This is a genomic window from Herbiconiux sp., from assembly GCF_023264855.1.
Lineage (GTDB): Bacteria > Actinomycetota > Actinomycetes > Actinomycetales > Microbacteriaceae > Herbiconiux.
Map to the genome: position 1 here is coordinate 1 of NZ_JAHFUW010000036.1, position 25,389 is coordinate 25,389.

Sequence of the window (25,389 nt, forward strand, 5' to 3'; positions counted from 1 at the left end):
CGCCGCGGCGGCTGGAAGCGCCCCGCCCGGGTCGTCGCCAGCGTGATCGTGATCTTCGTGGTGTGGGCGCTGGCCTCCACCCAGTTCCCGGCCTACATCCTGCCATCGCCGCTGGACGTCTGGGACCAGTTCCTCTCCGCCCTCGGCCGCGGCGTCTGGGTCGAGGAGATCCTGGCCACGGTGCAGCACCTGCTCGCCGCTTTCGGACTGGTGATCGTGATCGGCCTGCCGCTCGGCATCCTGATCGGCCGCTCGAAGATCGCCGAAGACCTCTCCCGGGTGCCGATGATCTTCCTGCAGACCGTGCCCACCATCGTGCTGATCGCGCTCGCCCTGGTGATCATGGGCGTGAGCGACGCCGCGGTGATCGGGGTGACGGTGGCGGGCTCGATCAGCTACTTCCTGATCAACGTCATCCAGGGCACCCGCTCGATCGATCCCGACCTCACCGAGATGAGCCGGGCCTACCAGGCGAGCGAGGGCTCGATCATGCGCTCGGTCGTGCTGCCCTCGGTGGTGCCCTACCTGCTGGCGGGCGCCCGGATCACCCTCGGCGTGGCCTGGCAGATCACGCTGTTCTCGGAGTACCTGATGGGCACCGCGGGGGTGGGCTTCCAGGTGAACACCTCGATCAAGCTGCTCGACACCGCCGCGGTGTTCATGTGGGGCCTCTCCATCGTCGCGCTCACCCTGCTGGTGGAGTACGGCATCTTCCGGCCGGTGGAGCGACTGCTCACCCGGCACCTGAAAGGACGGTCATGACGATGACGACCCAGCCGGCGACGGCCACGAACGAGGCCGTGGTCGCAGCCACGGCGGCAGCCCCCTCGGCGGTCCCCATGGTGGGCTTCCGCGGGGTGGGCAAGACCTACCCCAAGCAGGCGCTCCCGGTGCTCGAGGGCATCGACCTCGAGCTCCGCGAGGGCGAGGTGGTGGCCCTCATCGGCCCCTCGGGGTGCGGCAAGTCCACGCTGCTGAACATCCTGGCCGGGCTGACGGATGTCTCGACCGGCACGGTCGACCTGGCGCGCAGCGACCTGCGCAGCGCTTATGTGTTCCAGAACCCGCGGCTGCTGCCGTGGCGCTCGGTGCTGAAGAACGTGGAGTTCGCGCTTGAGCAGATCGGCGTCCCGGCCGAGGAGCGCCGCCGCCGGGCGATCGCCGCCCTCGAGACCGTGCATCTCGGCGAGCACCTCGACAAGTACCCGAACCAGCTCAGCGGTGGCATGCAGCAGCGGGCGGCGCTCGCGCGCGGGATCGCGATCGAGCCGACCCTGCTGCTGCTGGACGAACCGCTCGGCGCGCTCGACGCCCTCACCCGCAGCTACCTGCAGGAGGAGCTGCTGCGCATCATCGGCCAGCTGAAGACCACCACCCTTCTCGTGACGCACGACATCGACGAGGCCATCCTGCTCGCCGACCGCGTGGTGGTGCTCTCCAGCCGGCCCGCGCGCATCCGCACCGTCTTCGAGGTTCCGTTCGGAACGGGTCGCTCGCTGGACACCATCATCTCCGACCCCCGGTTCGGCGTGCTGCGGCACGAGATCCGCGAACTGCTGCGCCCGGAGGTGGCCGCATGACCCGCACCGAGACCGCCGAGGCCACCGACGGCACCACGGCTCCAGAGGCTCCCGGCGAGGTCGTCATCGTGCGCGACACCGAGCGCGAGTCGCTCTGGTTCCTCGGCGATCTCGTGGAGATCATCGTCGACGGGTCGAAGACCGGCGGCCGCCTGACCATCGCGATGCACCACGCGCGGCCGAGCTCGCAGCCGCCGCTGCACGAGCACGACGCCGAGGACGAGATCTTCTTCATCCTCGAGGGCGAGATCACCTACTGGGCGCAGGGCATCACCGCCACGCTCGGCGCGGGCGACTTCATCCTGCTACCGAAGGATGTTCCGCACAGCTTCCAGGTGTCGCCCGACCGCGCGGCGCGCTGGCTCGTCATCCTCGCCCCCTCGGGCTTCGAGGACTTCCTGCGCGAGGCATCCGACCCCGCCGAGCACCGGGGGCTGCCCGAGGACTTCGCGATGACACCCGCCCTCGAGTCGCGCCTGATGACGGCTGCGGCGACCGCGGGCATCACCATCCTGGGGCCTCCCGGCACCCGGCCGTCCTGACACCCGCCGCTGAGAACGGAAAGGAGCACCATGTCCAATCTGCCCCTCGTCGAGCAGTTCTGGTCGGCCAACGCCGCCGGTGACGTCGACACGCTGAAGGCGATCCTCGCCCCCGACGTCGAGTGGACGGTCGTCGGCCGCACCGTGCCGATCGCCAAGACCTACCACGGTCAGGACGAGTTCTTCGGCGAGCTCATCGCCACGCTGATCGCCTCGTTCCGGCCCGGCACCGTGCAGATGGCGGTGACCGGGATGTTCGAAGACCTCGAGCGCTCGACCGTGATCACCCAGGTGCACGAGAAAGCGGAATCGGTGACCGGCGCCACCTTCGAGAACGACATCATCACCGTGATGACGATCGCCGGAGGGCGCATCACGGCCGCCGCCGAGTACATGGACCTGCTCGAGGTCTCCCGCAGCATCCTCACTCCCGTCGACACCCCGTAAGACACCCGCAGACCGACACCCATCAGACCGACACCCACCCAGAGGAGTCAGCACCATGGAATCCACCACGCTCACCGCCCCGACGCCCATCACCGCCCAGACCTCGGCCGGCCCCACCCCCGCCGAGAGCATCGCCGCCACCGCAGAGATCGTGCGGAAGATCCACGAGATCGGGCCGATCCTGCGTGCCCACTCCGCCCAGGGCGAGGCCGACCGGCACCTCTCGCCCGAGTCGATCGCCGCCATCCAGTCCACCGGCGCCTTCGACATCGCCCGCCTCGCCCGCTACGGCGGCTACGAGGGCGGCGCGCTCATGCTGGCCGAGGTGGCCCGCACGCTCGCCTACTACTGCGCGGCCTCCGGCTGGGTCACCGTCATCTCCAACGGATCGGTGATGCTCACCAACCGCTACGAGGACTCGGTGGTCGACGAGGTGTTCGACGGCGGCGAGACCGTCAAGATGGCCTCGATCTTCGTCAGCCCGCACGGCTTCGCCAAGGGCGAGGACGGCGGCTACCGGGTGGAGGGTGAGTGGCCGTACTCCTCCAACATCAACGACTCCGACTGGGCCATCGGCATCCTCCCGGTGCAGCGCGAAGGGTCCGCCGAGGGCGAGACCGAGATCGGCTTCGCCCTGATGAAGCGCGGCGAGTACTCGGTGAAGGACACCTGGCACACCGTGGGCATGCGCGCCACCGGCAGCAACACGATCGTGGCCGAGAACGTGTGGATCCCCGCCGAGCGCATCTGCTTCTACGACCGGCTGATGGGCGAGGGCTTCGAGACGGATGCGGATGCTCCGCTCGGCCGCCGCCTCACCCCGATGTCGACTATGGCCACCACCATCTCGGCCCCGATCGTGGGTGCCGCGCAGGCCGCGCTGGACATCGTGGCGGCCAACGCGAAGAAGCGCAGCGTGGCCAACACCACCTATGCCCGGCAGAACGAGTCGGGCGCCTTCGTGAAGGATCTGGGCGAGGCGGCGATGAAGATCGACACCTCGATCCTGCACCTCACCCGGGCCGCCGAGCTGATCGACCGTACCGCGCAGGGCACCGTGCCGCTCACCTCCGAGCAGCGCGCCAAGATCCGCGGCGACGCGGGGCACTCCGGCCGCAGCACGGTCGAGGCGATGAATGAGCTGATGTGGCTGGCCGGCTCCTCGGCGTTCGCCGCCTCGAGCCCGCTCGAGAAGCTCTGGCGCGACGTGAACACCGGCGCCCGGCACGGTGCGGTGGCGGCGCCGATGAGCTACGAGGTCTTCGCCGACGGACTCGTGGGCGCCGACTACATCGTGCCCGTTCTCTGACGTGGGGTCCGAGGTGGGCCGCATCGTCTCCTCGCTCGGCCTGCGCTACGCCGAGCTGCCGGGCGGGGAGCGGTTCGCCGCTCCTGTGCGGGCGCGCGGGCGGGCGGGTGCGCGGAGCGGCGTGCGTCGGCTCGTCGACGTGCCCGTCTTCCCGCAGCTGCCGAGCCGGCTCTCGGCGGCCATGGGCTCCGAGATCGACCGCAATCCGCAGGCCGAGGACGCCTTCTACCTGAACGTCTGGGCGCCGGAGGGGGCCCGCGACCTCCCGGTACTGGTCTTCCTCCACGGCGGCGCCTGGACGACGGGCGGCGGATCGGCGGCCTGGTACGACGGCTCGGTGCTCGCGGCCTCCGGCCTCGTCGTCGTGACCGTCAACTACCGGGTGGGCCCGCTCGCGCACCTGCAGCCGGTCGACACCGAGGTGCTGCACAACCGCCCGCTGGAGGATCTGCTGCTCGCCCTGGAGTGGGTGCAGGAGAACGTCTCCTCCTACGGCGGCGATCCGGGCGAGGTCACCGTGGCCGGGCATTCGGCGGGCGGCTGGTACGCGCACGCGCTCAGCGTGCATCCGGCCGCCCGGGGTCTGGTGACGCGCGCGGCCCTGCTCAGCATGGGCACCGAGCCCGGCCGCTCGCCGGAGCTCGCACGGGAGATCACGGCCAGGGTGCAGGCGAGCACAGGCGACGAATCGCTGCAGCAGGTGCCCATCGGCACTCTGCTCGAAGCGGGCCGCGACGCCCTCGCCACGCCGCGTGCGCTCGGCGACCTGCCGCGCTCGTACCTCCCGGCGATCGGCGAGTTCTCCTCGCCCGACGTGTGGGATCCGGTCGCGGCGGCGGCCGCCTGTCACGTCGACGCCGTGTACATCCGCACCACGGCATCGGAGACGGGCATCTTCAGCTTCGCCGATCCGGGCGACCGCGCCGTCGCCGATGAGCAGGTCGACCGGCTCGTGGAGGCCTGGGATGCACCGCCCCCGGCCGGCGACACCCCCTACGAGCGCCTGATCGCCGTCACCACCTGGCGGCATTTCTCCCGGTTCGCGACCGAGCTGGCCATCGCGCACCGCGCCGCCGGCCGCGTGGTGCAGCTCGAGCGGTTCGACGAGCGCAGTCCGCTCGACGGGCTCGGCGCCGCGCACTGCTTCGATCTGCCGTTCCAGTTCGGCAACCGGCCGCTCTGGGGCGATGCGCCGATGCTGGCGGGCGTGCATCCGGTGCGCTTCGCCGAGGTCTCGGCCCGCTGGGTGGCGAACCTGGCCGGATTCGTGCGCGGCGAGATCGGCCGGAAAAATTCCATTTCCTACTAGTGACGATCGTAACTGCAATGTAATCTGGCCGAAACGAACGAACCCTACTGTCGAAGTGAGTACCCGCTCCGTCACGCCGGAATCGAACGAAAGGTGATTCGCTGATGAATGACAGCCCGTACTGGAACCCCAAGACCGAGACGATGTCGAGGGAAGACCTGTCGGCCCTGCAGTTCGTGAAGTTCAAGCGCGTGATCGAGTGGGCCGAGGCGCGCAGCGTCTTCTACAAGAAGTCCTTCCAGCGGGCCGGGTTCACCTCCGCTCAGTTGAACAGCTGGGACGACTACGACCGCGTGCCCTTCCTCACCCGCGAGGAGTGGATGCGTAGCCAGAACGACTTCCCGCCCTACGGCGAACTGCCGGTGGCCGGGCACGAGAACGCCATCCGCTTCCACACCACGAGCGGCACCTCCGGCAAGACCCCGCTGCGGGCGCTGGACAGCCGCAAGGACTGGTCGTGGTCGGCCGAGATGTGGTCGTATGCCCTCTGGGGCATGGGCGTGCGGCCGAACGACATCGGCTACGTGGCCTTCGGCTACGGCACCTTCATCGGCTTCTGGGGCCTGCACAACGGCCTGGAGAAGCTCGGCGCCACCACCATCCCGGGAGGCGCGCAGCCCACGCCGACTCGCGTGAAGCAGATCATCGACTACGACGTCACGGTCGTGGCATCCACCCCCACCTATGCGCTGCGACTGGCCCAGGAGGCCGAGAACCTCGGCATCGACCTCAAGAACTCCAAGGTGAGCCGGATCGTGCTCTCGGGGGAGCCGATCCCGCCGAAGACCAAGGAGCTGATCGAGGAACTCTGGGGTGCCAAGAGCTTCGACACCGCCGGCATGACCGAGATCTCGACCATCTTCATGTTCGAGCCGGAGGATCAGCCCGGCGGCACCCACATCATCGAAGACCAGTTCGTGGAGCGGGTGATCGACCCCGAGACCGGCATCGAGCTGCCCTACGGCGAGCGGGGCGAACGCATCACGACCTCGTTCGGCCGCAGCATGATCCCGCTGATCAAGTACCGTACCTCCGACCTGGTGGTGAAGGTGCCGCACACCATCACCTCGAACGGGCGCACCTGGGATCTGTACCAGGGTGGCATCCTCGGCCGGGTCGACGACATGAAGCTCGTGCGCGGCACGAACGTGTATCCGCGGGCCGTCGAGGCCATCGTGCGGGCGTTCCCCGTGATCGACGAGTTCCAGGTGAAGATCACCCGCGAGGGCATCCGCGACGAGATCACGCTGCTGGCCGAGCCGGTGCCCTCGGTGACGGATGCGGAGTGGTCCGAGCTCATCACCAAGCTCGGCACCGAGCTGGCCGACGGCCACGAGGGCCTGCGCTTCATCATCGAGCGCGCACCCGAGAACACCCTGCCCCGGTTCGAACTGAAGGCCAAGCGCCTTCAAGACCTGCGCTAGCGCGACTTCTCTGCTGGCACCGACACCCAAGGAGTACGACATGGCCGTGGACCTCATCGGCAACGCCCTGACCGCCAAGGAGCAGCAGCTGCTCGACGCCTACGAGAGCCTCAAGGCGCTCGAAGCCGGCGGCGGACTCGCCCCGAGCACCGAATCGAACGTGCGGGTGGCGCTCAGCGCCCTCGGCGTGGCCGTCGGCGACCTGGCGCTCGTGTACGAGCACCTCACCGACAGCAACTGCTGAGGATGCGGCTGGCACGCGTCGCCTACGGCGACGGCATCCGTACCGCCGTGCTGGGCGAGAAGGAGCAGCTATTCGTGCTGCCGGTCGGCGCTCCCGGTGTCGACGACCTCGTGCGGCTCGGGTTGGGGCCCGCGCTCGCCGAGGTGTCGGCGCTGCTGGCTTCGGCGGAGGCCGTTCCCGCCGACGCCGTGGTGTTCCTGGCGCCGCTCACCCGCTTCAACCGCGACATCCTCTGCACCGGCTGGAACTACACCGACCACTTCTCCGAATCGCTCGGCAAGCGCGACGGCCAAGGACCGGTGGAGATGCCGGAGCATCCGACGTTCTTCACCAAGGGGCCGGGCGTGGTGATCGGCCCGGCCGATCCGATCGCCTTCGACGCCGGGCTCTCGGCGAAGTGGGACTACGAGGTCGAGATCGCGCTCGTGATCGGCACGCCGGGCCGCTCGTTGCGCGCCGAGACGGCCGCCGATCACGTGTTCGGATACTTCGTGGCCAACGACATCTCGCAGCGCGACCTGCAGCGCCAGCACGGCGGCCAGTGGCTGAAGGGCAAGAGCGTCGACGGCACGATGCCGATCGGCCCCTGGATCACTACGGCCGACGAGGTCGACCTGACCTCGTTGCAGCTCTCGCTCACCGTCAACGGCGAGACCCGGCAGAACGCGCCCGCCACGGCGATGGCCTTCACCGTTCCCGTGCTGCTCGAAGAGCTCAGCCGTGGCATGACGCTCGAGGCCGGCGACGTGGTGCTCACCGGCACGCCGAGCGGTATCGGCAGCGCCCGCGAGCCCGCCGTCTTCCTCGCCGACGGCGACGAGATCGTCACGCGCGTCGACGGCCTCGGCGAGCTGCGCAACCGCGTGACGGCGACGGATCTGACCTCGCCCGCCTGATCATCCCACCCCGTAACGAAGGAACGATTCCATGGCCACTCCGCCCCCCGCCACCGCCTTCAGCCACGTCGGGGTCACCGTGCCCGACCTCGAGGCCGCCATCGACTGGTACCGCGACACGCTCGGCTACTACCTGCTGGCCGGCCCGCTCGAGGTGCTCGAAGACGACTCGCCGCTCGGCCTCGCCGCCGCCAACATCTACGGCGTCGGTTTCACGAGCTTCCGCTTCGCCCACCTCTGTGGGGCGGATGGCGCCGGCCTCGAGCTCTTCCACTTCGCCTCGCCGGCCACCGTCGCGCCGGAGGACAACTTCGAGTTCTGGAAGACCGGCATCAACCACATCTCGCTCACCGCGGTCGACTTCGACGGCGTGAGCGAGCGCTTCATCGCCGCGGGCGGCCGTGCCCGCTCCGACACCGTGGTGATCGACCCGGCCAAGAACTACCGCATCCGCTACATGGAAGACCCCTGGGGCACCGTGGTGGAACTCTGCTCCCACCCCTACACCCAGATCTGGGCGTAGTCCCTTCCCTCGAGAAGTCGCAAACGGCCCCTGAACCTCGGGTTTAGGGGCCGTTTGCGACTTCTCGGTGCCGCGGGGGAGGGGCTAGTGGCCCTTGAAGGCCTCGTGGAGCCACCAGGAGCCGCCGTCGGAGGCGATCTTGGCGTCGATGACGAGGGGGGTGGTGGGGCCGCCGGGGGTGGCGAGCCACTCGTCGAGGGGGGCGAGGTCGGCGGGCGTGCGGACCGTGAGCCCGGTGGCGCCGTAGCCGCGGGCGATCGAGGCGATGTCGGTCTCGGGGAAGGTCACCGTCGAGAGGTCGGTGTCCGCCCCGAAGTGGTGCACCTCCGCGCCGTAGGCGGCGTCGTTGTAGACGATCACCACGAGCGGAAGGCCGATGCGCACGGCCGTCTCGAGTTCGGCGATGGCCATCAGGAAGCCGCCGTCGCCCGTTCCGAGCACCGGCAGCCGCGACGGCTGCGCGAGGCCCGCGCCGATGGCCGTGGCCAGGCCCAGGCCGATCGACTGGAACGCCTGCGTGAAGCAGAATCCCCGCTCGTCGGGCACCGCGAGGTAGGCGCTCGGGTAGCCCATGAAGTTGCCCGAGTCGATCGAGACGATGCGCTCGGCCGGCAGCCGGAGGTCGATCTCCCGCGAGAGCACGCGCGGGTCGATCGAGGTCGCGGTCGAGACATCCGGGGTCTCGACGTCGTTCCAGCGCACCGAACCCGGCAGGGGAGCGGAGCGGTATCCCGCACCTTCCCGGGGCGAAGCCTCGAGAGCGGCGAGCACGTCCACGGCGGTGAGGGCGGAGTCGCCCACGATGCCGAGGTCGATCGGCCGATTCGCTCCGAGAGCACGGCCCTCGACGTCGATCTGCACGACCGTGGCATCCGCACCGATCAGGTTGCCGTGACGCATGGTCCACATGTTCAGCGCGCACCCCCAGCCCACCACGAGGTCGGCCGAGGAGATCAGTTCGGCGGTCAGCGGCGACGAGAAGCCGCCCGAGATGCCGAGCGCGAAGGGCTCGTCGTGGAAGAGGCCGTTAGCCACCGCCGAGGTGGCGAGCAGGGCTCCGGATGCCTCGGCCAGCGCCGCGATCTCGGCACCGGCTCCACGACCTCCGCGCCCGGCCACGAACACGGGGCGCGAGGCGGCGCGGATGGCGGTCGCCAACTCCTCGACCGCTGCCGCGGAAGGACGCACCGGGGTGTCGGGAACCACCGCGAGATCATCCGGAAGCGGCGGCGCGGCGGCGGCCTGCACGTCCAGCGGCAGGCTGATCACCACCGTGCGGCGCTCGTTGACGGCCGTGCGGTAGGCCCGCGTCACGTCGGCGAGGGCCGTACCGGCCGAGTGCACGCGCTCGGCGACGGCGCCGAGGCTGCGGGCCAGAGCATCCTGATCGATCTTGAAGTTCGAGGTGACCGAGCCGGTGGCCACGTCGGCGGTGAGCACGATCAGCGGGGTGCGGCTCTTGGCCGCCTCGCCGATGCCCGTGGCCGCGTTGGTGAGCCCGCAGCCCTGATGCGTGGTGAGCACGGCCGGCAGGTCGCTCATGCGCGAGAAGGCGTCGGCCATGGTGGCCGCGCCGCCCTCGTGCCGCGCGGTGGTGACGGGCACGCCCGCTGCCGCGAGGGCGTTGGTGACCTCGAAGTTCCCGCTGCCGACCACGGTGAAGACGTGGCCGACACCGAGCCGGCCCAGGGCTGTGCCGACGAGTTCTGCGACGTTCACGACTCAGGCGCCGGTGATCGCGAACACGCGGGTGGGGCTTCCGGTGCCTCCCACGATCGGCAGCGGGCTGACGACGAGCATGGCGCCGGTGGCCGGCAGCTCGCCCAGGTTCTGCAGCGAGGTGAGGCCGTACTTGTCGGCGCCCAGCAGGTAGAAGTGCGCGGGGAAAGCGGGATCCATGCCGCCGGCCGAACCGGCGTCGATGCCGACCGTCTCCACGCCGAAGCCCGAGATGGGACACTCTTCGGCCAGCCACTTGGCGCAGGCGGCGGAGATGCCGGGGGTGTGCGGGCCGTTCTCGTCGGCGTTGAGGAACGCCTCCTGGCTGTCGGAGAACTTCTCCCAGCCGGTGCGCAGCAGCAGCCAGCTGTTCGCGGGCAGCTCGCCGTGCTCGGCCTCCCAGGCGAGGATGTCGTCGATCTCGAGCAGGAAGTCGGCGTCGGCTTCCACCTCGGCGGTCTTGTCGATCACGACGGCAGGACCGATCAGGCGCTCCGGCAGAATCTGGGAGACGTCGAGCCCGTCGCGGCCGGTGGCCCAGTGCACGGGGGCGTCGAGGTGCGTGCCGATGTGCTCGCCGGTGTGGATGTTGTGGTGCTTCCAGTACGGGCCGGGCTCGTTGTAGGCGCTGACCTCTTCGAGGCTGAAGTCGATCAGGTTGGCGAACGGATCCGGCAGCCGCAGGGTGGGGGTGCTGCTGCTCAGCTTGTTCGTCAGGTCGACGACCTTCAGCGAGCCTCCGGTGATCCCGGACAGGAATTCGGCGATGACATTCGATCCGCTCACGATTCTCCAATCAGATGTGTGCCCCGACTCTAGCGCGCACGCTCGACTTCTGGCACCCTCAACTAACGATCGTCATGTCGTTGTAATTCTTTGGAAACGAAAGCACCGTAGCTTGAGTGTCCAGATCGCACAGCATCCGCAGTCATCGACGCATCACCCGCATCGCCAGTCCGCACGCATCGCATCCCTACTGGAGGCCTTCCATGAAACCCATCGCACGCACCGGAGCGGTCGCCGTCGTCGCCGCCTCCCTGTTCCTGGCCGGCTGTGTCAGCACCGCCGCTCCCGAATCCACCTCGGGCGGATCCACCGAGGGCGCCGCCGGCCTCACCATCGGCGTCGTGATGGCCGAGACCGGCTTCATGTCGCCCTTCGACATCCCCGCCCTGAACACCATCAAGATGGAGGTCGACGAGGTGAACGCCGCCGGCGGCATCGACGGCGCCCCGATCGAGCTGAACATCGTCGACACCGGATCCGACCTCGACAAGTACGCCTCGGCGGCCCAGCAGGTCATCGACGCCGGCGCCGACGTGATCGTGGTCACCTGCGACTACGACGTGGCGAGCCCCGCCTCGCTCGTGGCGGAGGCCGCGGGCATCGTGAACATCGCCCCCTGCGTGGGCGACACCATCTACGGCCCGGCCGGCGGCCTGGAGCTCGGCTTCTCGATGGGCAACGGCACGCCCGGCGAGTCGTCGGTGATGGCCGAGTTCGCGAACAGCAAGGGCTGGAAGAACGCGGTCTTCCTCACCGACACCTCGATCAAGTACACCGTCGGCCAGTGCGACGTGGCGCAGAAGCGCTTCGAGGAGCTCGGCGGCACCACCGTCGGCACCTACGACTACGTGCAGGGCGAGTCGATCGTCGAGACCGTCTCGCAGATCACCGCGGGCACTGCGCCCGACGTGGTGTTCAACTGCGGGTACAGCCCGGGCGGTGCCCAGGCGGCCAAAGACCTGCGCGACAACGGCGTGACCGCACCGATCGTCTCCGGCTTCGGCATGGACGGCACCTTCTGGCTCGACTCGGTTCCCGGGCTGAGCGACTACTACACCGTCACCTACTCCTCGATCATGGGCGACGACCCGGATGCGGCCGTCAACGAGCTGGCCGACGGCTACGAGGCCGAGTACGGCGAGCGCCCGAGCGTGGGCAGCTTCGTGACCGGCACCTCCACGGTGCAGGCCCTCGTCGCCGCTCATGAGACCACCGGATCCTGGGACGGCAAGGCCCTGGCCGACGCCTTCCTCGCCTTCGACGGTCAGGACCTCCTGGTGGGGCCGACCAGCTTCACCGACGAACTGCACATCAATGTCGAGCGCCCCCAGCGCGTGATGCAGATCACCGACGGAAAGCTCGCCTTCCTCGAGGAGCGGGCGCCCGAGAAGGTCGTCTTCGTTGACTGACCACCCCACCGTGCAGGGTGAATCCTCTCCGCCGTCAGCAGTCCTGGCGGCGGAGGGGATCTCCCGGCACTTCGCCGGGGTCAAGGCCCTGAACGACGTGCACCTCACCGTTCCCGCCGGGCGGATCACCGGGCTGATCGGGCCCAACGGCGCCGGCAAGTCGACGCTGGTCAACATCCTGAGCGGGTACGACCGGCCGGATGAGGGGCGCGTGCTGCTCGGCGGCGTCGACCGCACCCGGGAGCGCTCGTACCGGCGCACCCGCCGGGGCGTGGCGCGCACCTTCCAGCACGGCCACATCTTCAAGGGGCAGACCATCCTCGAGAACGTGCAGCTGGGTGCGCTCGGGGTGGGCCGCGGATCGCGCGCCGCACGGCGGGAGGCGATCGAGATCCTCGACCGCTTCGACCTGCTCGAGCACGCCGGCGAGAGCGCCGAGCACCTGCCGCACGGCGTCGAGCGACGCCTGGGCGTGGCCCGCGCGCTCGCCACCCGCCCGAGCCACCTGCTGCTGGACGAGCCGGCCGCCGGCCTCAACGACGGCGAGATGGAGCTGTTCAAGAGCGCCATCCGCGCAGTGGTCGACGACCTCGGTGTCGGCGTGCTGCTGATCGACCACAACATGCGCCTGATCTTCGGCGCCTGCGACCACATCCACGTGCTCGCCGCGGGCGCGAACGTGGTCGACGGCCCGCCCGAGACCGTGCGCACCGATCCCCGCCTGGCCGAGTCGTACCTCGGCAGCATGGCGGCCACCATCGCGGGAGGCGACGATGCCTGAGCGCAGCAGCACGCCGGAGGCCTCATCCGGTCAGAACCCGATCCTCGAGGTGAAGGATCTCACCGTCGCGTATGGCGGCGTCACCGCGGTGGCGGGCGTCTCGTTCCAGGTCGGTCCGGGCGAGCTCGTGGGTATCATCGGCCCGAACGGCGCCGGCAAGTCCTCCACGCTGCTCGCGCTGGCGGGCGCCGTGCGCGCCAAGGCGACCACGCTGACCTTCGACGGCACACCGCTGCTCGGTCGCAAGCCCGAACAGATCGCCCGCTCCGGCTTCGCTCTCGTGCCCGAGGGCCACCACATCTTCGGCGGGCTCACCGTGCGCGACAACCTGCGCCTGGGCGAAGTGGCCCGCCGTGGCAAGCAGGGGCTGGAGGCCACCCGCGAGTGGGTGCTCGAACTGTTCCCCATCCTGCGCGAGTTCCTCGGCCGGCAGGCCGGGCTGCTCTCGGGCGGCCAGCAGCAGCAGCTCGCCATCGCGCGCGCCCTGCTCTCCGAGCCTCGCCTGCTGGTGCTCGACGAGCCCTCGCTCGGCCTCTCGCCCACCGCCATCGACACCGTCTTCGACGCCATCACCGCGGTGCAGCGCTCGGGCACGGCCGTGCTGCTGGTCGAGCAGCGCGCCCAGCAGACGGTGGCCGCGGCCGCCCGCACCCATGTCCTCGGCGAAGGCAGGATCACGATGACCCTCGGCCCCGCCGACGCCACCGACGCCGAACTCCTCGCGAAGGCCTACCTCGGATCATGAACTTCTTGCAGGCTCTCATCGACGCCACCTCCGCCGGCGCCGTCTACGCGCTCGCCGCCCTCGGCATCGGGCTCGTCTTCGGCGTGCTGCGGCTGGCCAACTTCGCCTACGGCGAGATCATCACCGCCTCGGCCTACACGCTCGTCATCGTCTGGCCGATGAACCCGGTGCTCGCCGTTTTGGGCGCGGCCCTGGTGGGCGTCGCCGTGGCGCTCGCCATGAACTACGCCGTGTTCACCTGGCTGCGCTCCCAGTCATCGGCCACGCTGCTGATCGCGAGCTTCGGCCTCAGCATCCTGCTGCAGCGCATCTACGAAGGCGTCTTCGGCGCCAACGTGCTCTCGGCATCCGTGGCCGGCGGGCTCTCGACCTCGATCGACCTCGGGGCCGTGCGGCTCAACCTGCTCTCGGTCGTCACGATCGTGCTCGCCGTGCTGCTGCTGGTGGGGGTTCAGCTCTTCCTGACCCGCACGAGCATCGGCCTGCAGGTGCAGGCGGCCTCGGCCGACTTCCGGATCGCGCGCCTGCTGGGCGTGCGCTCGGGCCTCGTGATCGCCGTCACCTTCGCCATCAGCGGCTTCATCGCCGCGGCCGTGGCGTTCGTGCTGACCGTGCAGTCGGGCACCGTCGGGCCCTCGTTCGGTGTGCAGCCCACGCTGTTCGGGCTGATCGGCGCCGTCATCGGTGGGCTGCGCAATCTGCGCGGAGCCGTCGTCGGCGGCTTCGTGGTGGGCGTGGCGCTGTCGCTGCTCACCAGCTGGCTGCCGCCGGAGATCAACCCCTTCCGCACGGCCTTCGTCTACCTCCTCGTCATCGCCGTGCTCGTGCTGCGGCCGAACGGCCTGTTCTCCGCAGGCGCCGGAAAGGTGCGCACCTGATGCGTCGCGATCGTAAGAACCCGGGCCTCGTTCCCGTTCCGGAATGGATCGGCGACGTCTGGACCCTCGTCGCCCCGCTGGGCCTGCTCTACCTCGTCACCGCGATCGCGAGCGGCGTCTCCTCGTCTGCCCGCGTCGATCTCGGCTACATGCTCGTGAACCTCGTGATCGTGGTGGGGCTGTCGATCTTCGTCAGCAACAGCGGCGTGCTGTCGTTCGGGCACCTCGCCTTCGTGGCAGTCGGCGCCTGGACGATGTCGCTGCTCACCATCCCGGTGGAGATGAAGGACTCGATCATGCCCGGGCTGCTGCCCGTGCTCCGCGACGCCTCGCTGCCTCCGCTGGTGGCGGTCGTGGTGGCGGCGGTCGTCGGCGGCATCCTGGGCCTGATCGCCGGCGCTGCGCTGATGCGCCTGCACGGTCTCGAGGCGGGCATCGCCACCTTCGCGCTGCTCATGCTGGTGGTGCAGGTGCTGACGTACTCCACGGCCCTCGGCCCGAAGTCGGGGCAGTCGATGGTGGGCATCCCGCAGACCCTCGACCTGCAGGCCGTGCTCGTGATCGCCCTGCTCATGGTGGTGGCCGCCTGGGCCTACGGCCGGTCACGCAGCGCCCGGTTCCTGCGGGCCTCCCGCGACGACATCACCGCGGCGCCCGCCTCGGGCATCGATGTGACGAAGCACCGGATCATCGCCTTCACGGTCTCCGGCGCGGTCGCGGCCGTGGGCGGGGCGCTCTGGGCGCAGACCAACCGCGTGGTGCAGGCCTCGCAGTTCAATCTCGACTTCACCTTCACCACCATCGCGATGCTCGTGATCGGCGGCATGTTCTCGCTCTGGGGCGCCGTGGTGGGCGTGATCGTGGTGTCGGTGCTCAATCACGTGCTGGGCCTGCTGGAGTCGGGGATGCAGTTCGGCGGCGTGATCGTGTCGCTGCCCTCGGGCAGCCGGCTGATCATCGTGGGCCTGGTGCTGATCGTGGTGCTGATCCTGCGCCCCGGCGGCCTGACCGGCGGGCGGGAGGCCCGGTGGCCGCTCCGGCCGCGCCTCACGCTGGATCTTTCCCCGAAATCAGTCATTCGTAAGTGATGACGAACGTAAAGTAAGAGTAATATCTAGTTCAGACCTTGCTGCACCCGACGGAACGGAAAGCACACACGATGAAAATCGCCTGCATCGGTGGAGGCCCGGGCGGCCTGTACAGCGCCATCCTGCTCAAGCTCGCCGATCCCGCCCACGAGGTGACCGTCTACGAGCGCAACGCCGTCGACGAGACCTTCGGCTTCGGTGTGGTGTTCTCGGAGGAGACGCTCGACGGGCTGCGGCTGGCCGACCCGGTGAGCTTCGAGCGGATCGAGAAGCTGTGGCGCAAGTGGAGCGCGATGGACGTCGACTTCCGCGGCTTCACGGAGCGCAGCGACGGGCACGCCTTCGCGGCTCTGGCTCGCAAAGACCTGCTGATGGTGCTGGCCGAGCGGGCCGCCGAGCTCGGCGTGACGATGCGGCACGACACCGTGGCGCCGCTCGCCGAAGACCTGCGGGAGACGCACGACCTCGTGATCGCCTCCGACGGCGTCAACAGCCGCACCCGCGAGACCTACGCGGCGGAGTTCGGCGAGAAGGTGGAGGTGCGCCCCTTCAAGTACGCCTGGTTCGGCACCGACCGCCCGATCGACTGCTTCACCTTCGTGTTCGTCGACACCCCGTACGGCCTGTTCTGGGCGCACATCTACCCCTATGGCGAGAACGGATCGACGTTCCTCGTGGAGACGGATCCCGAGACCTGGCACCGGGCCGGCCTCGACGCCTCCGAACGCGTGCCAGGCCAGACCGACGAGAAGGCGCTGAAGTTCTGCGAGGAGATCTTCGCCGACTACCTGCAGGGCCACGCGCTGCAGGGCAACAATTCGAACTGGCTGAACTTCCGAGACGTCACGAACGAGCACTGGCACACCGGCAACGTCGTGATCATCGGCGACGCCGCGCACACCGCCCACTTCTCCATCGGCTCCGGCACCAAGCAGGCGCTCGAGGATGCGGTGGCGCTGGTGGGGGCGATCGCCGCCGAGTCGACCGTCGAGGCGGCGCTGGCCCGCTACGAAGGCATCCGCCGGCCGGTCGCGGCCTCGCTGCGCCGCTCGGCGATGACGAGCCTGGAGTGGTTCGAGAGCATCCACCGCTACACCGATCTGCCGCCCGCGCAGTTCGTGTTCCAGCTGCTCACCCGCAGCCAGCGCATCACCTACGACAACCTGCGGGTGCGCGATCCGCTCTACATGGCCCGCGTCGACGACTGGTTCGCGGCCGACCAGGCCGAGCGCGGCACCGGCGCGCCATCCGGAACCCCGCCGATGTTCTACCCGTTCACGCTGCGGGGCCTCGAGCTGAAGAACCGGGTCGTGGTGTCGCCCACGGCGCAGTACTCGGCCGTCGACGGCATGCCCACCGACTGGCATCTGGTGCACCTCGGCTCGCGGGCCGTGGGCGGCGCAGGGCTCGTGTTCACCGAGATGACCTGCGTGTCGCCCGAGGGCCGCATCACGCCCGGCTGCCCCGGCATCTGGGACGACGAGCAGGAGCAGGCCTGGGCCCGGGTCGTCGACTTCGTGCACGGCAACAGCTCGGCCGCCATCGGGCTGCAGATCGGGCATTCCGGCCGCAAGGGAAGCACCAAGCTGATGTGGGAGGGCATCGACGAGGCGCTCGACGAGGGCAACTGGCCGATCGTCGGGCCGTCGGCCATCCCGTACCTCGCCGACGGGCAGGTGCCGCACGAGCTCACCGAGGCCGAGATCGCGGAGATCGTGCAGGAGCACGTGCGCGCCGCCGAGCGAGGTGCGCGGGCCGGGTTCGACATCCTCGAGCTGCACTTCGCGCACGGGTACCTGGTGTCGAGCTTCCTCTCGCCGTTGTCGAACAAGCGCACCGACGGGTACGGCGGCGACGCCGCGGGCCGCAGCCGCTTCGCGATCGAGGTGTTCGACGCGGTGCGGGCCGTGTGGCCGGCCGACAAGCCGATCAGCGTGCGGATCAGCGCCACCGACTGGGTCGACGGCGGTTTCTCCGGCGACGACGCCGTGGAGCTGTCCCGGGTGCTCAAGGAGCACGGCTGCGACATCATCGACGTCTCCACCGGGCAGACCAGCACCGAGGCCAAGCCCAACTACGGTCGGCTCTACCAGACCCCGTTCGCCGACCGCATCCGGATGGAGGCGGGCATCCCGACCATGACCGTGGGCGCGGTGTCGTCGATCGACGACGTGAACACGATCCTGGTGGCCGGGCGCGCCGATCTGGCGCTGCTGGCGAGGCCGCATCTGGTCGACCCGTACTGGACGCTGAACGCCGCGCTGGATCTGGGCTACCGCGACAAGACGGTGCCCAAGCAGTACAAGTCGGGGCTGCGGGCCCGGCGGCGGGCGCAGACGCCGTGACCGGTGCGGCTGCGGGCGAGGCGGATGCCGCCGCCGGTGCATCCGGTGCGTCAGGCACCACCGGTGCCTCGGATGTTGTGACGGTCTCGCCCTTCGACCGGTTCTACGGTCTCGAGATCGTGTCGCTCGGCGACGGTGTGGCCGAAGCCCGGCTCGAGACCTCGGCGCACCACTCCCAGCCCACCGGTGTGGTGCACGGCGGCGTCTACTGCGCCATCGCCGAGGCGATCGCCTCGGAGGGCACCAACCACGCCGTCGGCCCCTCCGGCCGGATCGGCTTCGGGATGTCGAACAGCACCAACTTCCTACGTTCGGCGCCCGTGCCCGGAGTGCTCGTGGCGCGTGCCGAGGCGTTGCACCGCGGCCGCAGCACCTGGGTGTGGGACGTCACCATCGGCGACGAGTCCGGCACCGTGCGCTACGCGGTCACCCGCATGGTCATCGCCGTGCGCGACCGCCCCGCCTGACCGCCCCGCCTGAGCCGGCTCAGCGGCGGGACTTGAGCAGGGCGGTGGCCACGAGGTGGCCGGAGCCCGCACCGAGGCCGGGGCCGGGGTGCGAGGAGGCGCCGAGGTGCCACACGCCCGGCACGGCGGTCTTGTGCGAGCCGGCCGAGGGGAGCGGGCGCCAGAGCAGGTTCTGGTCGATCTCGGCAGAGCCGGCGTACGGATCGCCCGCGACCGCATTCGGGTTGTAGGCGTTCAGGTCCTGCGGGGTGATGACCTCGGTCGCCAGGATCGAGTCGCGGAGGCCGGGCGCCACCGACTGCACGCGGTCGAGCACGCGGTCGACGTACGCGCGCATCACATCCGGAGACCAGCCGCCGTCGGCGCCCGCGATGGTTCCGGATGCATCGCCCCGAACCTCGAACGGGACCTCCTGCAGCTGCAGCCAGAGCGAGCCCTTGCCCTCGGGCACCCGGGTGGGGTCGAGCAGGTGCTGGCGGCCGATCACCACGGTGGGAGCGCTCGGCAGCAGACCGGCCTCGGCCTGGGCGCAGGCGACCCCGGTCGATCCGGAGCCGTCGCTGACGTGCACGAGCGGGGCTTCGTCGAGGCGGGAATCCGTGAAGGTCAGCGGGGCGTCGAGCGCCAGGTGCAGCTGCATCGCGGCACGGCCGTAGCGGTAGCGGGCGGCCTCGCTGCGGGTGCGCGGGGGCACTGCGGCAGCGGGAAGCAGCTCGCGGAACAGTGCGCCGGGCGTGGTGCCGGCGAGCACGGCGCGGCGGGCCAGGATGCGGCCCGAGCTCGTCTCCACACCGGTGGCCCGGCCGTCGGTCACGATGATCTTCTCGACGCTCGTTCCGGTGACGATCTCGACCCCGTTGGCCTCGAGCACCCCGCGGAACGCCGTGACGAAATTCCCGGCCCCGCCCTTGACCACCGGCAGGCCGAAACCGTGCATCGAGAGGGCCATGATGGCGAACATCATGCCGCCGGTGGCGCTGTCGGGGGAGAGGCCGGCGTGCAGCAGCCAGGGCGCCCAGAGGCGGTCGGCCTCCTCGCCCTTGAAGCGCTCACGGGCGAAGGAGCGGCCGCTCATCAGGGCGTCGCGCGCGAGCGACTCGCTGCCCTTGAGCTTGAAGGCGCGTAGGGCCTTCGCGGCGAGACCGACCGCGGCCGTCGTGCGCAGCTCGGAGCCGAGCGCACCGAACACCACGGGCGCGCGCGATCCCATCTGGTCGAGCATGAGGGCGTAGTTCGTGCGGTCGGAGGCGTGCTCGAAGGCGGCGGCGGTGGCCACCGGGTCGCGGTACGCCACAGCGGAGCGTCCGTCGGGCGCGATGCTGCCGGTGAGCGCACCGTCGGTGTTGCAGTACTCCAGACCCTGCGCGTGCAGGTCGGGGCCGAGGGCGGCGTAGGCGGCGCCCGAGACGAACAGCGGATGCCACGACGAATAGGTGTCGTGCACGAAGCCGGGTTCGGTGAGCTCGCCCGAGGCGATGAAGCCGCCGATCTCGGGATTCTTCTCCACCAGGGCCACCGACCACCCGGCCTTGCCGAGCTCGGCCGCGGCGACCATCGCGTTGATTCCGGATCCGATGATGACGGCGTCGACTGTGCGCTCCATGGTTGAACGATACCGGGCATCCGCTCGAAAATGGCACGTTCATGTTACGAACGGAATAAAAGTGTGTGATTTGGGCGCTCCGGTGGTAGTTTGCCGGTGGAGGTTGCCATGTCAGCAGAAATCGTCCCCGTCGTCACCCGTCGCGGTGAGGAGCACACCGAGACCGGCCAGTCCGGGGGAGCCGTTCGCGTCTCCGGAGTGAGCATCCAGCACACCCCCGCCACCAAGATCTGGTTCGGCCAGGTCAGCAACGAGCCGGGCTACCGGTCGTTCCCGCACCACCACGGCGAGGCCGAGACCGGCGGCTACGTGCTGCGCGGCAGCGCCCGCATCTACTTCGGCGACGACTACTCGGAGTGGCTCGACATGAGCGAGGGCGACTGGGTGTTCGTGCCGCCGTTCATGCCGCACGTCGAGGCGAACATGTCCACCACCGAAGAACTCGTCTGGCTCACCACCCGAACGCCCGACAACATCGTGGTGAACCTCGACGACGTCGACGACTCGACGCTCGAGGGCTACCGCCGGGCATGAGTTCCGCACCCGAACTCGCACCCACCTCGGCGCCGTTCCTCGCCGCCGTCGACCTGACCTCGGCCGGTGACGACGTCTTCACCGCGCAGACGCAGTACGTGCCGTGGCCCAAGGCCTACGGCGGCGACATGGTGGCCCAGGCGCTCGCCGCCGCCATCCGCACCTCCACGGCCGACCGCCGGGTGAACTCGTTCCACGGGCACTTCCTGCGGCCGGTCGACGTGTCGAGCGAGGTCGCATACGAGGTCGACTGCGTTCGGGACGGTCGGGGATATTCCACACGCACCGTGACCGGGCGGCAGAACGGCAAGTCCGCGTTCATCGCGACCGTCACCTTCCAGGTGCCGGAAGAGGGGCCCGACCTCCAGATCGCGATGCCGACGGACCTGCCCGAACCGGAGTCCCTGCCGTCGTCGGCCGAGTCGGTCGCCGGCGTCGCCGGTCCTGCCGCCGCGTACTGGGCATCCGGCCGCAGCTTCGACATGCGGCACGTCCCCTCGCCCGTCTACTTCGACGTGCAGGGTGTCGCGGTGCCGCACCAGGCCGTGTGGGTGAAGGCGTTCGACGCCCTGCCCGACGACGCCGATCTGCACCGCACGGCGCTGGCCTACGTATGCGACTACACGATCCTCGAGAGCGCCCTGCGCGCCACCTCGACCCCGTGGGCCGCGGCCGGGCTCTCGACCGCGAGCCTGGACCACGCGATGTGGTTCCACCGCGACGGCCGCGCCGACGAGTGGGTGCTCTACGCGCAGCAGCTGCAGTCGCTGCAGAGCGCCCGCGCGCTCGTGCACGGCTCGTTCTTCTCCGCCGACGGGCGCCTGCTGGCCTCCGTCGCCCAAGAGGGCATGATCCGCCTTCCTTCATCCGCCCCGACTGGAGCATCATCATGACGCAGCCGACCAAGCAGACCATCAACCCGCCGAGCCTCTCCAAGCCCTCCGGTTTCGCGCACGGCACCAAGGTGGGCCAGACGGTGTACCTCGGCGGCCAGACCGCGATGGGTGCCGACGGGGCGATCGTGTCCGGCGGCATCGTGGAGCAGTTCCGGCAGGCGTTCTCGAACGTGCTCGCCACGCTTGAGCACGCCGGAGGCGTGCCATCCGACCTCGTCGACGTCACCATCTACCTCACCGACATCCCCGACTACCAGGCGCACGGCCGGGAGATCGGCCGCATCTGGCGCGAGCTCGCCGGATCCGACTACCCCGCGATGGCGGGCATCGGCACCACGGCCCTCTGGCAGCCCGAAGCCCTGATCGAGATCAAGGGCGTCGCCGTGATCGGCTCCTCCACCCCCGCCGCCTGACCTCGCTGCGTTAGCATGTCGCCATGTCAGAACATCGGGTGACCGCACCGACGATTCCTGAGGGCGAGAAGGTGAAGGGGCCGGCGTCGTACTTCCCCAGCATCGAGAAGACCTACGGCCGCCCGATGCAGGAGTGGCTCGACCTCGTGGCCGACCGGCTCGACACCGAACGGCACATGGACGTCGTCACCTGGCTCAAGACCGAGCACGGCCTGGGCCACGGCCACGCCAATGCGATCGTGGCCTACGTCAAGGCGAACCTCCCCGCCTGACCCGGCTGATCCGAGGAGGGGCGACCGGGCTGATGGACGACGCTGAGTGGGAGCGCCTCGTGCGCAGCGTGCTGCCCCGGGGTGACGCCCGACCACCGACCGCATCACGGGCGGCATGCGGGTGACCGGATCGCGCAGCGAGGAGATCTCGCTGGTCAGCGACGACGTGCGCGGCATCGTGCGCTCGGTGCTCCGGATCGGCTACGACGAACGCGAAGAACTCGAGACCCTGATCCACGAGGGGCTGGATTCGAGGAGTCTGCAGCGCTCGGAGGTGGGCGGATACGCCCTGCTGCTGTCGGGCGACGTGCCGTCGGCGCTGTGGATGCTCCGGAAGCCCCACGATCAGCTCGAACGGTGGGTGGGTGCCTCGGTGCACGAGCTCGGCCTGGTGCGGGTGCACGGGCTCGGGGCGCCGCGGGGAACGCCGTCTCTGGGCGGCCCGGGCGCATCCGTCGTCATCCGGCCGGCCTGACGTAAGGCTCAGGCGGCGGCGCCCCACAGGGGCGGGCGGGGCTTGTCGAGGTCGATGTTGACGGCCTTCGTGGTGGAGTACTCGTCGAGGGTCTGGGCGGCGGTCTCGCGGCCGAAACCGCTGTCGCCGACGCCGCCCATGGGCATGCCCGCCGGGAGGTCGAACCACTTGTTCACCCAGACCATGCCGCTGCGCAGCTCCCGGGCCACCAGGTGCGCCCGCGCGAGATCCCGCGTCCAGATGCCCGTTGCCAGGCCGTAGCGGGTGCTGTTGGCGCGCCGCACGGCGTCGTCGTAGTCGCTGAAGCGCTCGGCCACGGTGACCGGGCCGAACACCTCGTTGCGGGCGATGCGGGAGGCGCCCGCGTCGTCGGCGAGCATCACGGGTGCCTGGAAGTAGCCCGGGCCCTCCGGTGCTGCGCCGCTGGTGAGGAAGCCGATGCCGTCTTCCCGCGCGGTCGCGAGGTGCCCCTGGACGAGGGAGAGCTGCTTCGACGAGACGAGCGGGCCGAGCTCGGTCGACGGGTCGAGCGCATCGCCCAGACGGATGCGGTCGGCCACCTCCACGAAGGCCCCCACGAAGTCGTCGTAGATCTTCTCGTGCAGCAGCAGCCGTGACGAGGCGATGCAGGCCTCGCCGTTGGCCATGTAGATGCCGGTCAGAGCGTCCTGAACCGCCCGGTCGAGGTCGGCGTCCTCCGCCACGATCATGGCGCCCTTGCCGCCCAGCTCCATCAGCGCGGGCGTCAGTGCGAGAGCGGCGTTGCCGAGGATGAGCCGCGCCGTGGCAGGCCCGCCAGTGAAGGTGATCTTCGCCACGTCGAGGTGCGAGGAGAGTGCGGCCCCGACGGCCCCGTGCCCGCAGACGATGTTGACCATGCCCGGCTCGAGCAGATCCTCGATCAGCTTCATGAACTCCAGCACGCTGGCGCTGGCATACTCCGAGGGCTTCACCACGGCGGTGTTGCCGGCCGCCAGCACGGGTGCGAGCTTGTTGGCGAGCGTGATCAGGGGCGAGTTCCAGGGCAGGATGACCGCGATCACGCCGAGCGCCTCGCGCGTGGTGTAGACCAGCGAGTGCGGGTCGGAGACCGGCACCTGGTCGCCGTGGTGCGCGCGCACGACGCCGGCGAAGAAGCGGAAGATCGCTGAGACGGTGGGGATGTCGCCCGCGAAGGCCTCGCGGATGGGGCGGCCGTTCTCAGTGGCGAGCAGGGGCGCGAACGAGGCGCCGTGCTGCTCGAAGCGGTCGGCGATGGCCAGCAGCACGAGCTGGCGCTGCTCGGCCGAGGTGCGCGACCACGCCGGGAAGGCGGCCTGCGCGGCGCGCACGGCGTCGTCGACGTCGGCCGGCGTGCTCTCCGGCAGCACCGCCCAGGCCTCGCCGATGCTGGGATCGACGGCCTCGAAACTGCTCGCCGCGGGCCGCCAGACGCCGCCGATGAGGTTCTCGTAGTCGGCTGCGGGGCGGTAGGCATCGCGGTGGAACGCGGTGGCGGCGGGGGCGTTGCTCATCGTGTGGTGCTCCTTCTCGGATGCAGGGGCGATGCAGGCGGCGTGCTCGTCGCGGCAGTTTGTCATGACTCGGTGTCGATCGTCAAGAAAAGCGAATACTCGCGCCACGCCGTACTCTGGCACGCATGGCATCGATCGTGAGCAGGCTACTCGACGGCCGGGTGCGGATGCGGCACTTCCTGCTCGTGCAGGCGGTGGCCGAGCACGGCACCCTGAGCGGCGCGGCCGCAGCCCTCGGCGTGACGCAGCCCTACGTCACCCGGAGCCTGCAAGAGCTCGAGGCCGCGATCGGCACGACTCTGTTCGAGCGCGGCCCCCGCGGAGTCGAACCCACGCCCCAGGGGCAGATCTTCGTGGAGTACGCCGCCGCGGTGCTGAACACGATGCGGCAGGCGGGGGAGCGGCTCGACGACTTCGCCCACGGCGCCTCGACCGGCCTCGTGCGGGTGGGCGTGAACCTCGCCACGGTGCACATGCTTCTGCCGGAGGCGATCCTGCGCTTCAAGGAGACGGCCTCCTGGGTGACCATCTCGCTGGTCGAGGAGTACCAGACGGCCCTGCGCTCGATGCTCAGCCGCAACGAGCTCGACATGCTGGTGGGCCGCATCCCCACCGAACGCTCCAGCGAGAACCAGTATCTGCGGCTCTACGAGGATCCGCTCGTCCTGGCGGTGCGGCAGGAGCATCCGCTGCTCGGGCTCGACGTCGGCGTTCCCGACCTGATGGACCTGCCGTGGATCGTGCCGGGCTATTCCTCGGTGTTCCGCAGCGAGATCGACGGGCTCTTCCTCGTGCACGGCCTCAGCCAGCCGCGGAACCTGATCGAGAGCTCGACCATCACGGCCACCCGCCCCATCCTGCGCCGCATCGACGCGGTGGCGGTGCTGCCCCGCTCGCTGGTGCTCGCCGATCCCGCGCTCGCCCCGCTCTCGGTGACCGTCGACACGGTGCCGCGCGAGATCGGGATCACCATCCGGGCGGGCGCGGTCGAGGATCCGGTGATCACCGACTTCATCGCCTGTGTGGTGACGGTGGCGCGGGAACTGAGCGAGATGTCATCAGATCGAAACGCGGCCGAGCGTGGGGAAACATCCTCGAAACATTCTTGACATAGCGCCGAGCTGAGCTATGCCTAATCTGCATAGTGTTCCCGTTTACGCATTAGTCACCTTCCGGATCGGCCGTAAAGA

The 25,389-nt window shown here is 69.7% G+C and carries 27 protein-coding genes; 23 read left to right on the forward strand and 4 right to left on the reverse strand.

Annotated features, from left to right (window positions below):
* The 10 genes from Q0D75_RS14265 to Q0D75_RS14310 all read left to right on the forward strand — a co-directional run.
* Positions 1-762 (forward strand): ABC transporter permease (locus Q0D75_RS14265; RefSeq protein WP_291054628.1); only part of this gene is annotated, 762 nt, incomplete at its 5' end.
* Entirely contained in the window at positions 759-1,580 is an 822-nt protein-coding gene (locus Q0D75_RS14270; RefSeq protein WP_291054631.1) for an ABC transporter ATP-binding protein, read from the forward strand. The genes Q0D75_RS14265 and Q0D75_RS14270, both read left to right, overlap by 4 nt.
* Entirely contained in the window at positions 1,577-2,122 is a 546-nt protein-coding gene (locus tag Q0D75_RS14275) for a cupin domain-containing protein (protein ID WP_291054634.1), read from the forward strand. The genes Q0D75_RS14270 and Q0D75_RS14275 overlap by 4 nt, the downstream gene beginning before the upstream one ends.
* A gap of 30 nt (positions 2,123-2,152) precedes the next feature.
* Positions 2,153-2,569 carry a nuclear transport factor 2 family protein gene (locus Q0D75_RS14280; RefSeq protein ID WP_291054636.1) on the forward strand — a complete coding sequence of 139 codons (417 nt, stop codon included), beginning with the start codon at positions 2,153-2,155 and terminating at the stop codon, positions 2,567-2,569.
* A 55-nt stretch (positions 2,570-2,624) separates the two neighbouring features.
* On the forward strand, positions 2,625-3,878 hold the full coding sequence (locus tag Q0D75_RS14285) for a hypothetical protein (RefSeq protein WP_291054639.1): 1,254 nt from the start codon (positions 2,625-2,627) through the stop codon (positions 3,876-3,878).
* Positions 3,879-3,891: 13 nt separating this feature from the next.
* On the forward strand, positions 3,892-5,187 hold the full coding sequence (locus Q0D75_RS14290; RefSeq protein ID WP_291054642.1) for a carboxylesterase family protein: 1,296 nt from the start codon (positions 3,892-3,894) through the stop codon (positions 5,185-5,187).
* A 104-nt stretch (positions 5,188-5,291) separates the two neighbouring features.
* Positions 5,292-6,611, forward strand: a complete 1,320-nt coding sequence (locus tag Q0D75_RS14295) for an AMP-binding protein (RefSeq protein WP_291054645.1) — start codon at positions 5,292-5,294, stop codon at positions 6,609-6,611.
* 40 nt (positions 6,612-6,651) lie between these two features.
* Positions 6,652-6,855 carry a hypothetical protein gene (locus Q0D75_RS14300; RefSeq protein ID WP_291054648.1) on the forward strand — a complete coding sequence of 68 codons (204 nt, stop codon included), beginning with the start codon at positions 6,652-6,654 and terminating at the stop codon, positions 6,853-6,855.
* A 2-nt stretch (positions 6,856-6,857) separates the two neighbouring features.
* The gene (locus Q0D75_RS14305) at positions 6,858-7,751 is read left to right on the forward strand and encodes a fumarylacetoacetate hydrolase family protein (protein WP_291054651.1); all 894 of its coding nucleotides are present in this window, start codon (positions 6,858-6,860) and stop codon (positions 7,749-7,751) included.
* 31 nt (positions 7,752-7,782) lie between these two features.
* Positions 7,783-8,274: a VOC family protein gene (locus Q0D75_RS14310; RefSeq protein ID WP_291054654.1), complete on the forward strand. Its 492-nt coding sequence runs from the start codon at positions 7,783-7,785 to the stop codon at positions 8,272-8,274.
* Between the two features lie 84 nt (positions 8,275-8,358).
* Here Q0D75_RS14310 and Q0D75_RS14315 read toward each other — a convergent pair whose 3' ends face one another.
* Positions 8,359-9,993, reverse strand: coding sequence for a thiamine pyrophosphate-binding protein (locus Q0D75_RS14315; RefSeq protein WP_291054656.1), 1,635 nt, complete (start codon positions 9,991-9,993; stop codon positions 8,359-8,361).
* A gap of 3 nt (positions 9,994-9,996) precedes the next feature.
* Entirely contained in the window at positions 9,997-10,779 is a 783-nt protein-coding gene (locus Q0D75_RS14320) for a cyclase family protein (protein WP_291054659.1), read from the reverse strand.
* A 203-nt stretch (positions 10,780-10,982) separates the two neighbouring features.
* On the opposite strand from Q0D75_RS14320, the gene Q0D75_RS14325 reads away from it, so the two are divergent.
* The 7 genes from Q0D75_RS14325 (at position 10,983) to Q0D75_RS14355 (ending at position 18,492) form a co-directional block, all read left to right on the forward strand.
* The gene (locus Q0D75_RS14325; RefSeq protein WP_291054662.1) at positions 10,983-12,188 is read left to right on the forward strand and encodes an ABC transporter substrate-binding protein; all 1,206 of its coding nucleotides are present in this window, start codon (positions 10,983-10,985) and stop codon (positions 12,186-12,188) included.
* On the forward strand, positions 12,181-12,969 hold the full coding sequence (locus Q0D75_RS14330) for an ABC transporter ATP-binding protein (protein ID WP_291054665.1): 789 nt from the start codon (positions 12,181-12,183) through the stop codon (positions 12,967-12,969). The genes Q0D75_RS14325 and Q0D75_RS14330 overlap by 8 nt, the downstream gene beginning before the upstream one ends.
* The gene (locus tag Q0D75_RS14335; protein ID WP_291054668.1) at positions 12,962-13,714 is read left to right on the forward strand and encodes an ABC transporter ATP-binding protein; all 753 of its coding nucleotides are present in this window, start codon (positions 12,962-12,964) and stop codon (positions 13,712-13,714) included. The genes Q0D75_RS14330 and Q0D75_RS14335 overlap by 8 nt, the downstream gene beginning before the upstream one ends.
* Positions 13,711-14,592 (forward strand): branched-chain amino acid ABC transporter permease, encoded by an 882-nt coding sequence (locus tag Q0D75_RS14340; RefSeq protein WP_291054671.1) that lies wholly within the window; start codon positions 13,711-13,713, stop codon positions 14,590-14,592. The genes Q0D75_RS14335 and Q0D75_RS14340 overlap by 4 nt, the downstream gene beginning before the upstream one ends.
* The gene (locus Q0D75_RS14345; RefSeq protein WP_291054674.1) at positions 14,592-15,680 is read left to right on the forward strand and encodes a branched-chain amino acid ABC transporter permease; all 1,089 of its coding nucleotides are present in this window, start codon (positions 14,592-14,594) and stop codon (positions 15,678-15,680) included. The genes Q0D75_RS14340 and Q0D75_RS14345 overlap by 1 nt, the downstream gene beginning before the upstream one ends.
* Positions 15,681-15,751: 71 nt before the next feature.
* Positions 15,752-18,025, forward strand: a complete 2,274-nt coding sequence (locus Q0D75_RS14350; RefSeq protein ID WP_291054677.1) for a bifunctional salicylyl-CoA 5-hydroxylase/oxidoreductase — start codon at positions 15,752-15,754, stop codon at positions 18,023-18,025.
* A complete protein-coding gene (locus Q0D75_RS14355) occupies positions 18,022-18,492 on the forward strand; it encodes a PaaI family thioesterase (protein WP_291054680.1) in 471 nt (156 codons plus the stop codon). The genes Q0D75_RS14350 and Q0D75_RS14355 overlap by 4 nt, the downstream gene beginning before the upstream one ends.
* 19 nt (positions 18,493-18,511) lie before the next feature.
* Here the strand turns inward: Q0D75_RS14355 and Q0D75_RS14360 are convergent, their stop codons facing one another.
* Positions 18,512-20,095 (reverse strand): NAD(P)/FAD-dependent oxidoreductase, encoded by a 1,584-nt coding sequence (locus Q0D75_RS14360; RefSeq protein ID WP_291054683.1) that lies wholly within the window; start codon positions 20,093-20,095, stop codon positions 18,512-18,514.
* A 108-nt stretch (positions 20,096-20,203) separates the two neighbouring features.
* Here Q0D75_RS14360 and Q0D75_RS14365 point away from each other — a divergent pair, with 108 nt between their 5' ends.
* The 5 genes from Q0D75_RS14365 to Q0D75_RS14385 all read left to right on the forward strand — a co-directional run bounded on the left by Q0D75_RS14365 (position 20,204) and on the right by Q0D75_RS14385 (position 22,685).
* The gene (locus tag Q0D75_RS14365) at positions 20,204-20,629 is read left to right on the forward strand and encodes a cupin domain-containing protein (protein ID WP_291054686.1); all 426 of its coding nucleotides are present in this window, start codon (positions 20,204-20,206) and stop codon (positions 20,627-20,629) included.
* A complete protein-coding gene (locus tag Q0D75_RS14370) occupies positions 20,626-21,522 on the forward strand; it encodes an acyl-CoA thioesterase domain-containing protein (protein WP_291054689.1) in 897 nt (298 codons plus the stop codon). Before Q0D75_RS14365 ends, Q0D75_RS14370 begins: the two co-directional genes overlap by 4 nt.
* Entirely contained in the window at positions 21,519-21,938 is a 420-nt protein-coding gene (locus Q0D75_RS14375) for a RidA family protein (protein WP_291054692.1), read from the forward strand. The genes Q0D75_RS14370 and Q0D75_RS14375 overlap by 4 nt, the downstream gene beginning before the upstream one ends.
* Positions 21,939-21,961: 23 nt before the next feature.
* Positions 21,962-22,210 carry a DUF4287 domain-containing protein gene (locus Q0D75_RS14380; protein WP_291054695.1) on the forward strand — a complete coding sequence of 83 codons (249 nt, stop codon included), beginning with the start codon at positions 21,962-21,964 and terminating at the stop codon, positions 22,208-22,210.
* A gap of 115 nt (positions 22,211-22,325) precedes the next feature.
* On the forward strand, positions 22,326-22,685 hold the full coding sequence (locus Q0D75_RS14385; protein WP_291054698.1) for a hypothetical protein: 360 nt from the start codon (positions 22,326-22,328) through the stop codon (positions 22,683-22,685).
* 8 nt (positions 22,686-22,693) lie between these two features.
* Here Q0D75_RS14385 and Q0D75_RS14390 read toward each other — a convergent pair whose 3' ends face one another.
* Positions 22,694-24,265: an aldehyde dehydrogenase family protein gene (locus tag Q0D75_RS14390; RefSeq protein WP_291054701.1), complete on the reverse strand. Its 1,572-nt coding sequence runs from the start codon at positions 24,263-24,265 to the stop codon at positions 22,694-22,696.
* Positions 24,266-24,324: 59 nt separating this feature from the next.
* Here Q0D75_RS14390 and Q0D75_RS14395 point away from each other — a divergent pair, with 59 nt between their 5' ends.
* Entirely contained in the window at positions 24,325-25,308 is a 984-nt protein-coding gene (locus Q0D75_RS14395) for a LysR substrate-binding domain-containing protein (RefSeq protein WP_291054704.1), read from the forward strand.
* The last annotated feature ends 81 nt before the right edge of the window (positions 25,309-25,389 follow it).

Excerpts from the sequence above, each read along its gene's own strand:
- Q0D75_RS14270 (WP_291054631.1), top strand. The coding sequence starts at position 759 with ATGACGATGACGACCCAGCCGGCGACGGCCACGAACGAGGCCGTGGTC.
- Q0D75_RS14275 (WP_291054634.1), top strand. The coding sequence starts at position 1,577 with ATGACCCGCACCGAGACCGCCGAGGCCACCGACGGCACCACGGCTCCA.
- Q0D75_RS14280 (WP_291054636.1), top strand. The coding sequence starts at position 2,153 with ATGTCCAATCTGCCCCTCGTCGAGCAGTTCTGGTCGGCCAACGCCGCC.
- Q0D75_RS14285 (WP_291054639.1), top strand. The coding sequence starts at position 2,625 with ATGGAATCCACCACGCTCACCGCCCCGACGCCCATCACCGCCCAGACC.
- Q0D75_RS14295 (WP_291054645.1), top strand. The coding sequence starts at position 5,292 with ATGAATGACAGCCCGTACTGGAACCCCAAGACCGAGACGATGTCGAGG.
- Q0D75_RS14300 (WP_291054648.1), top strand. The coding sequence starts at position 6,652 with ATGGCCGTGGACCTCATCGGCAACGCCCTGACCGCCAAGGAGCAGCAG.
- Q0D75_RS14305 (WP_291054651.1), top strand. The coding sequence starts at position 6,858 with ATGCGGCTGGCACGCGTCGCCTACGGCGACGGCATCCGTACCGCCGTG.
- Q0D75_RS14310 (WP_291054654.1), top strand. The coding sequence starts at position 7,783 with ATGGCCACTCCGCCCCCCGCCACCGCCTTCAGCCACGTCGGGGTCACC.
- Q0D75_RS14325 (WP_291054662.1), top strand. The coding sequence starts at position 10,983 with ATGAAACCCATCGCACGCACCGGAGCGGTCGCCGTCGTCGCCGCCTCC.
- Q0D75_RS14335 (WP_291054668.1), top strand. The coding sequence starts at position 12,962 with ATGCCTGAGCGCAGCAGCACGCCGGAGGCCTCATCCGGTCAGAACCCG.
- Q0D75_RS14340 (WP_291054671.1), top strand. The coding sequence starts at position 13,711 with ATGAACTTCTTGCAGGCTCTCATCGACGCCACCTCCGCCGGCGCCGTC.
- Q0D75_RS14345 (WP_291054674.1), top strand. The coding sequence starts at position 14,592 with ATGCGTCGCGATCGTAAGAACCCGGGCCTCGTTCCCGTTCCGGAATGG.
- Q0D75_RS14350 (WP_291054677.1), top strand. The coding sequence starts at position 15,752 with ATGAAAATCGCCTGCATCGGTGGAGGCCCGGGCGGCCTGTACAGCGCC.
- Q0D75_RS14360 (WP_291054683.1), bottom strand. The coding sequence starts at position 20,095 with ATGGAGCGCACAGTCGACGCCGTCATCATCGGATCCGGAATCAACGCG.
- Q0D75_RS14365 (WP_291054686.1), top strand. The coding sequence starts at position 20,204 with ATGTCAGCAGAAATCGTCCCCGTCGTCACCCGTCGCGGTGAGGAGCAC.
- Q0D75_RS14370 (WP_291054689.1), top strand. The coding sequence starts at position 20,626 with ATGAGTTCCGCACCCGAACTCGCACCCACCTCGGCGCCGTTCCTCGCC.
- Q0D75_RS14375 (WP_291054692.1), top strand. The coding sequence starts at position 21,519 with ATGACGCAGCCGACCAAGCAGACCATCAACCCGCCGAGCCTCTCCAAG.
- Q0D75_RS14380 (WP_291054695.1), top strand. The coding sequence starts at position 21,962 with ATGTCAGAACATCGGGTGACCGCACCGACGATTCCTGAGGGCGAGAAG.
- Q0D75_RS14385 (WP_291054698.1), top strand. The coding sequence starts at position 22,326 with ATGCGGGTGACCGGATCGCGCAGCGAGGAGATCTCGCTGGTCAGCGAC.
- Q0D75_RS14390 (WP_291054701.1), bottom strand. The coding sequence starts at position 24,265 with ATGACAAACTGCCGCGACGAGCACGCCGCCTGCATCGCCCCTGCATCC.
- Q0D75_RS14395 (WP_291054704.1), top strand. The coding sequence starts at position 24,325 with ATGGCATCGATCGTGAGCAGGCTACTCGACGGCCGGGTGCGGATGCGG.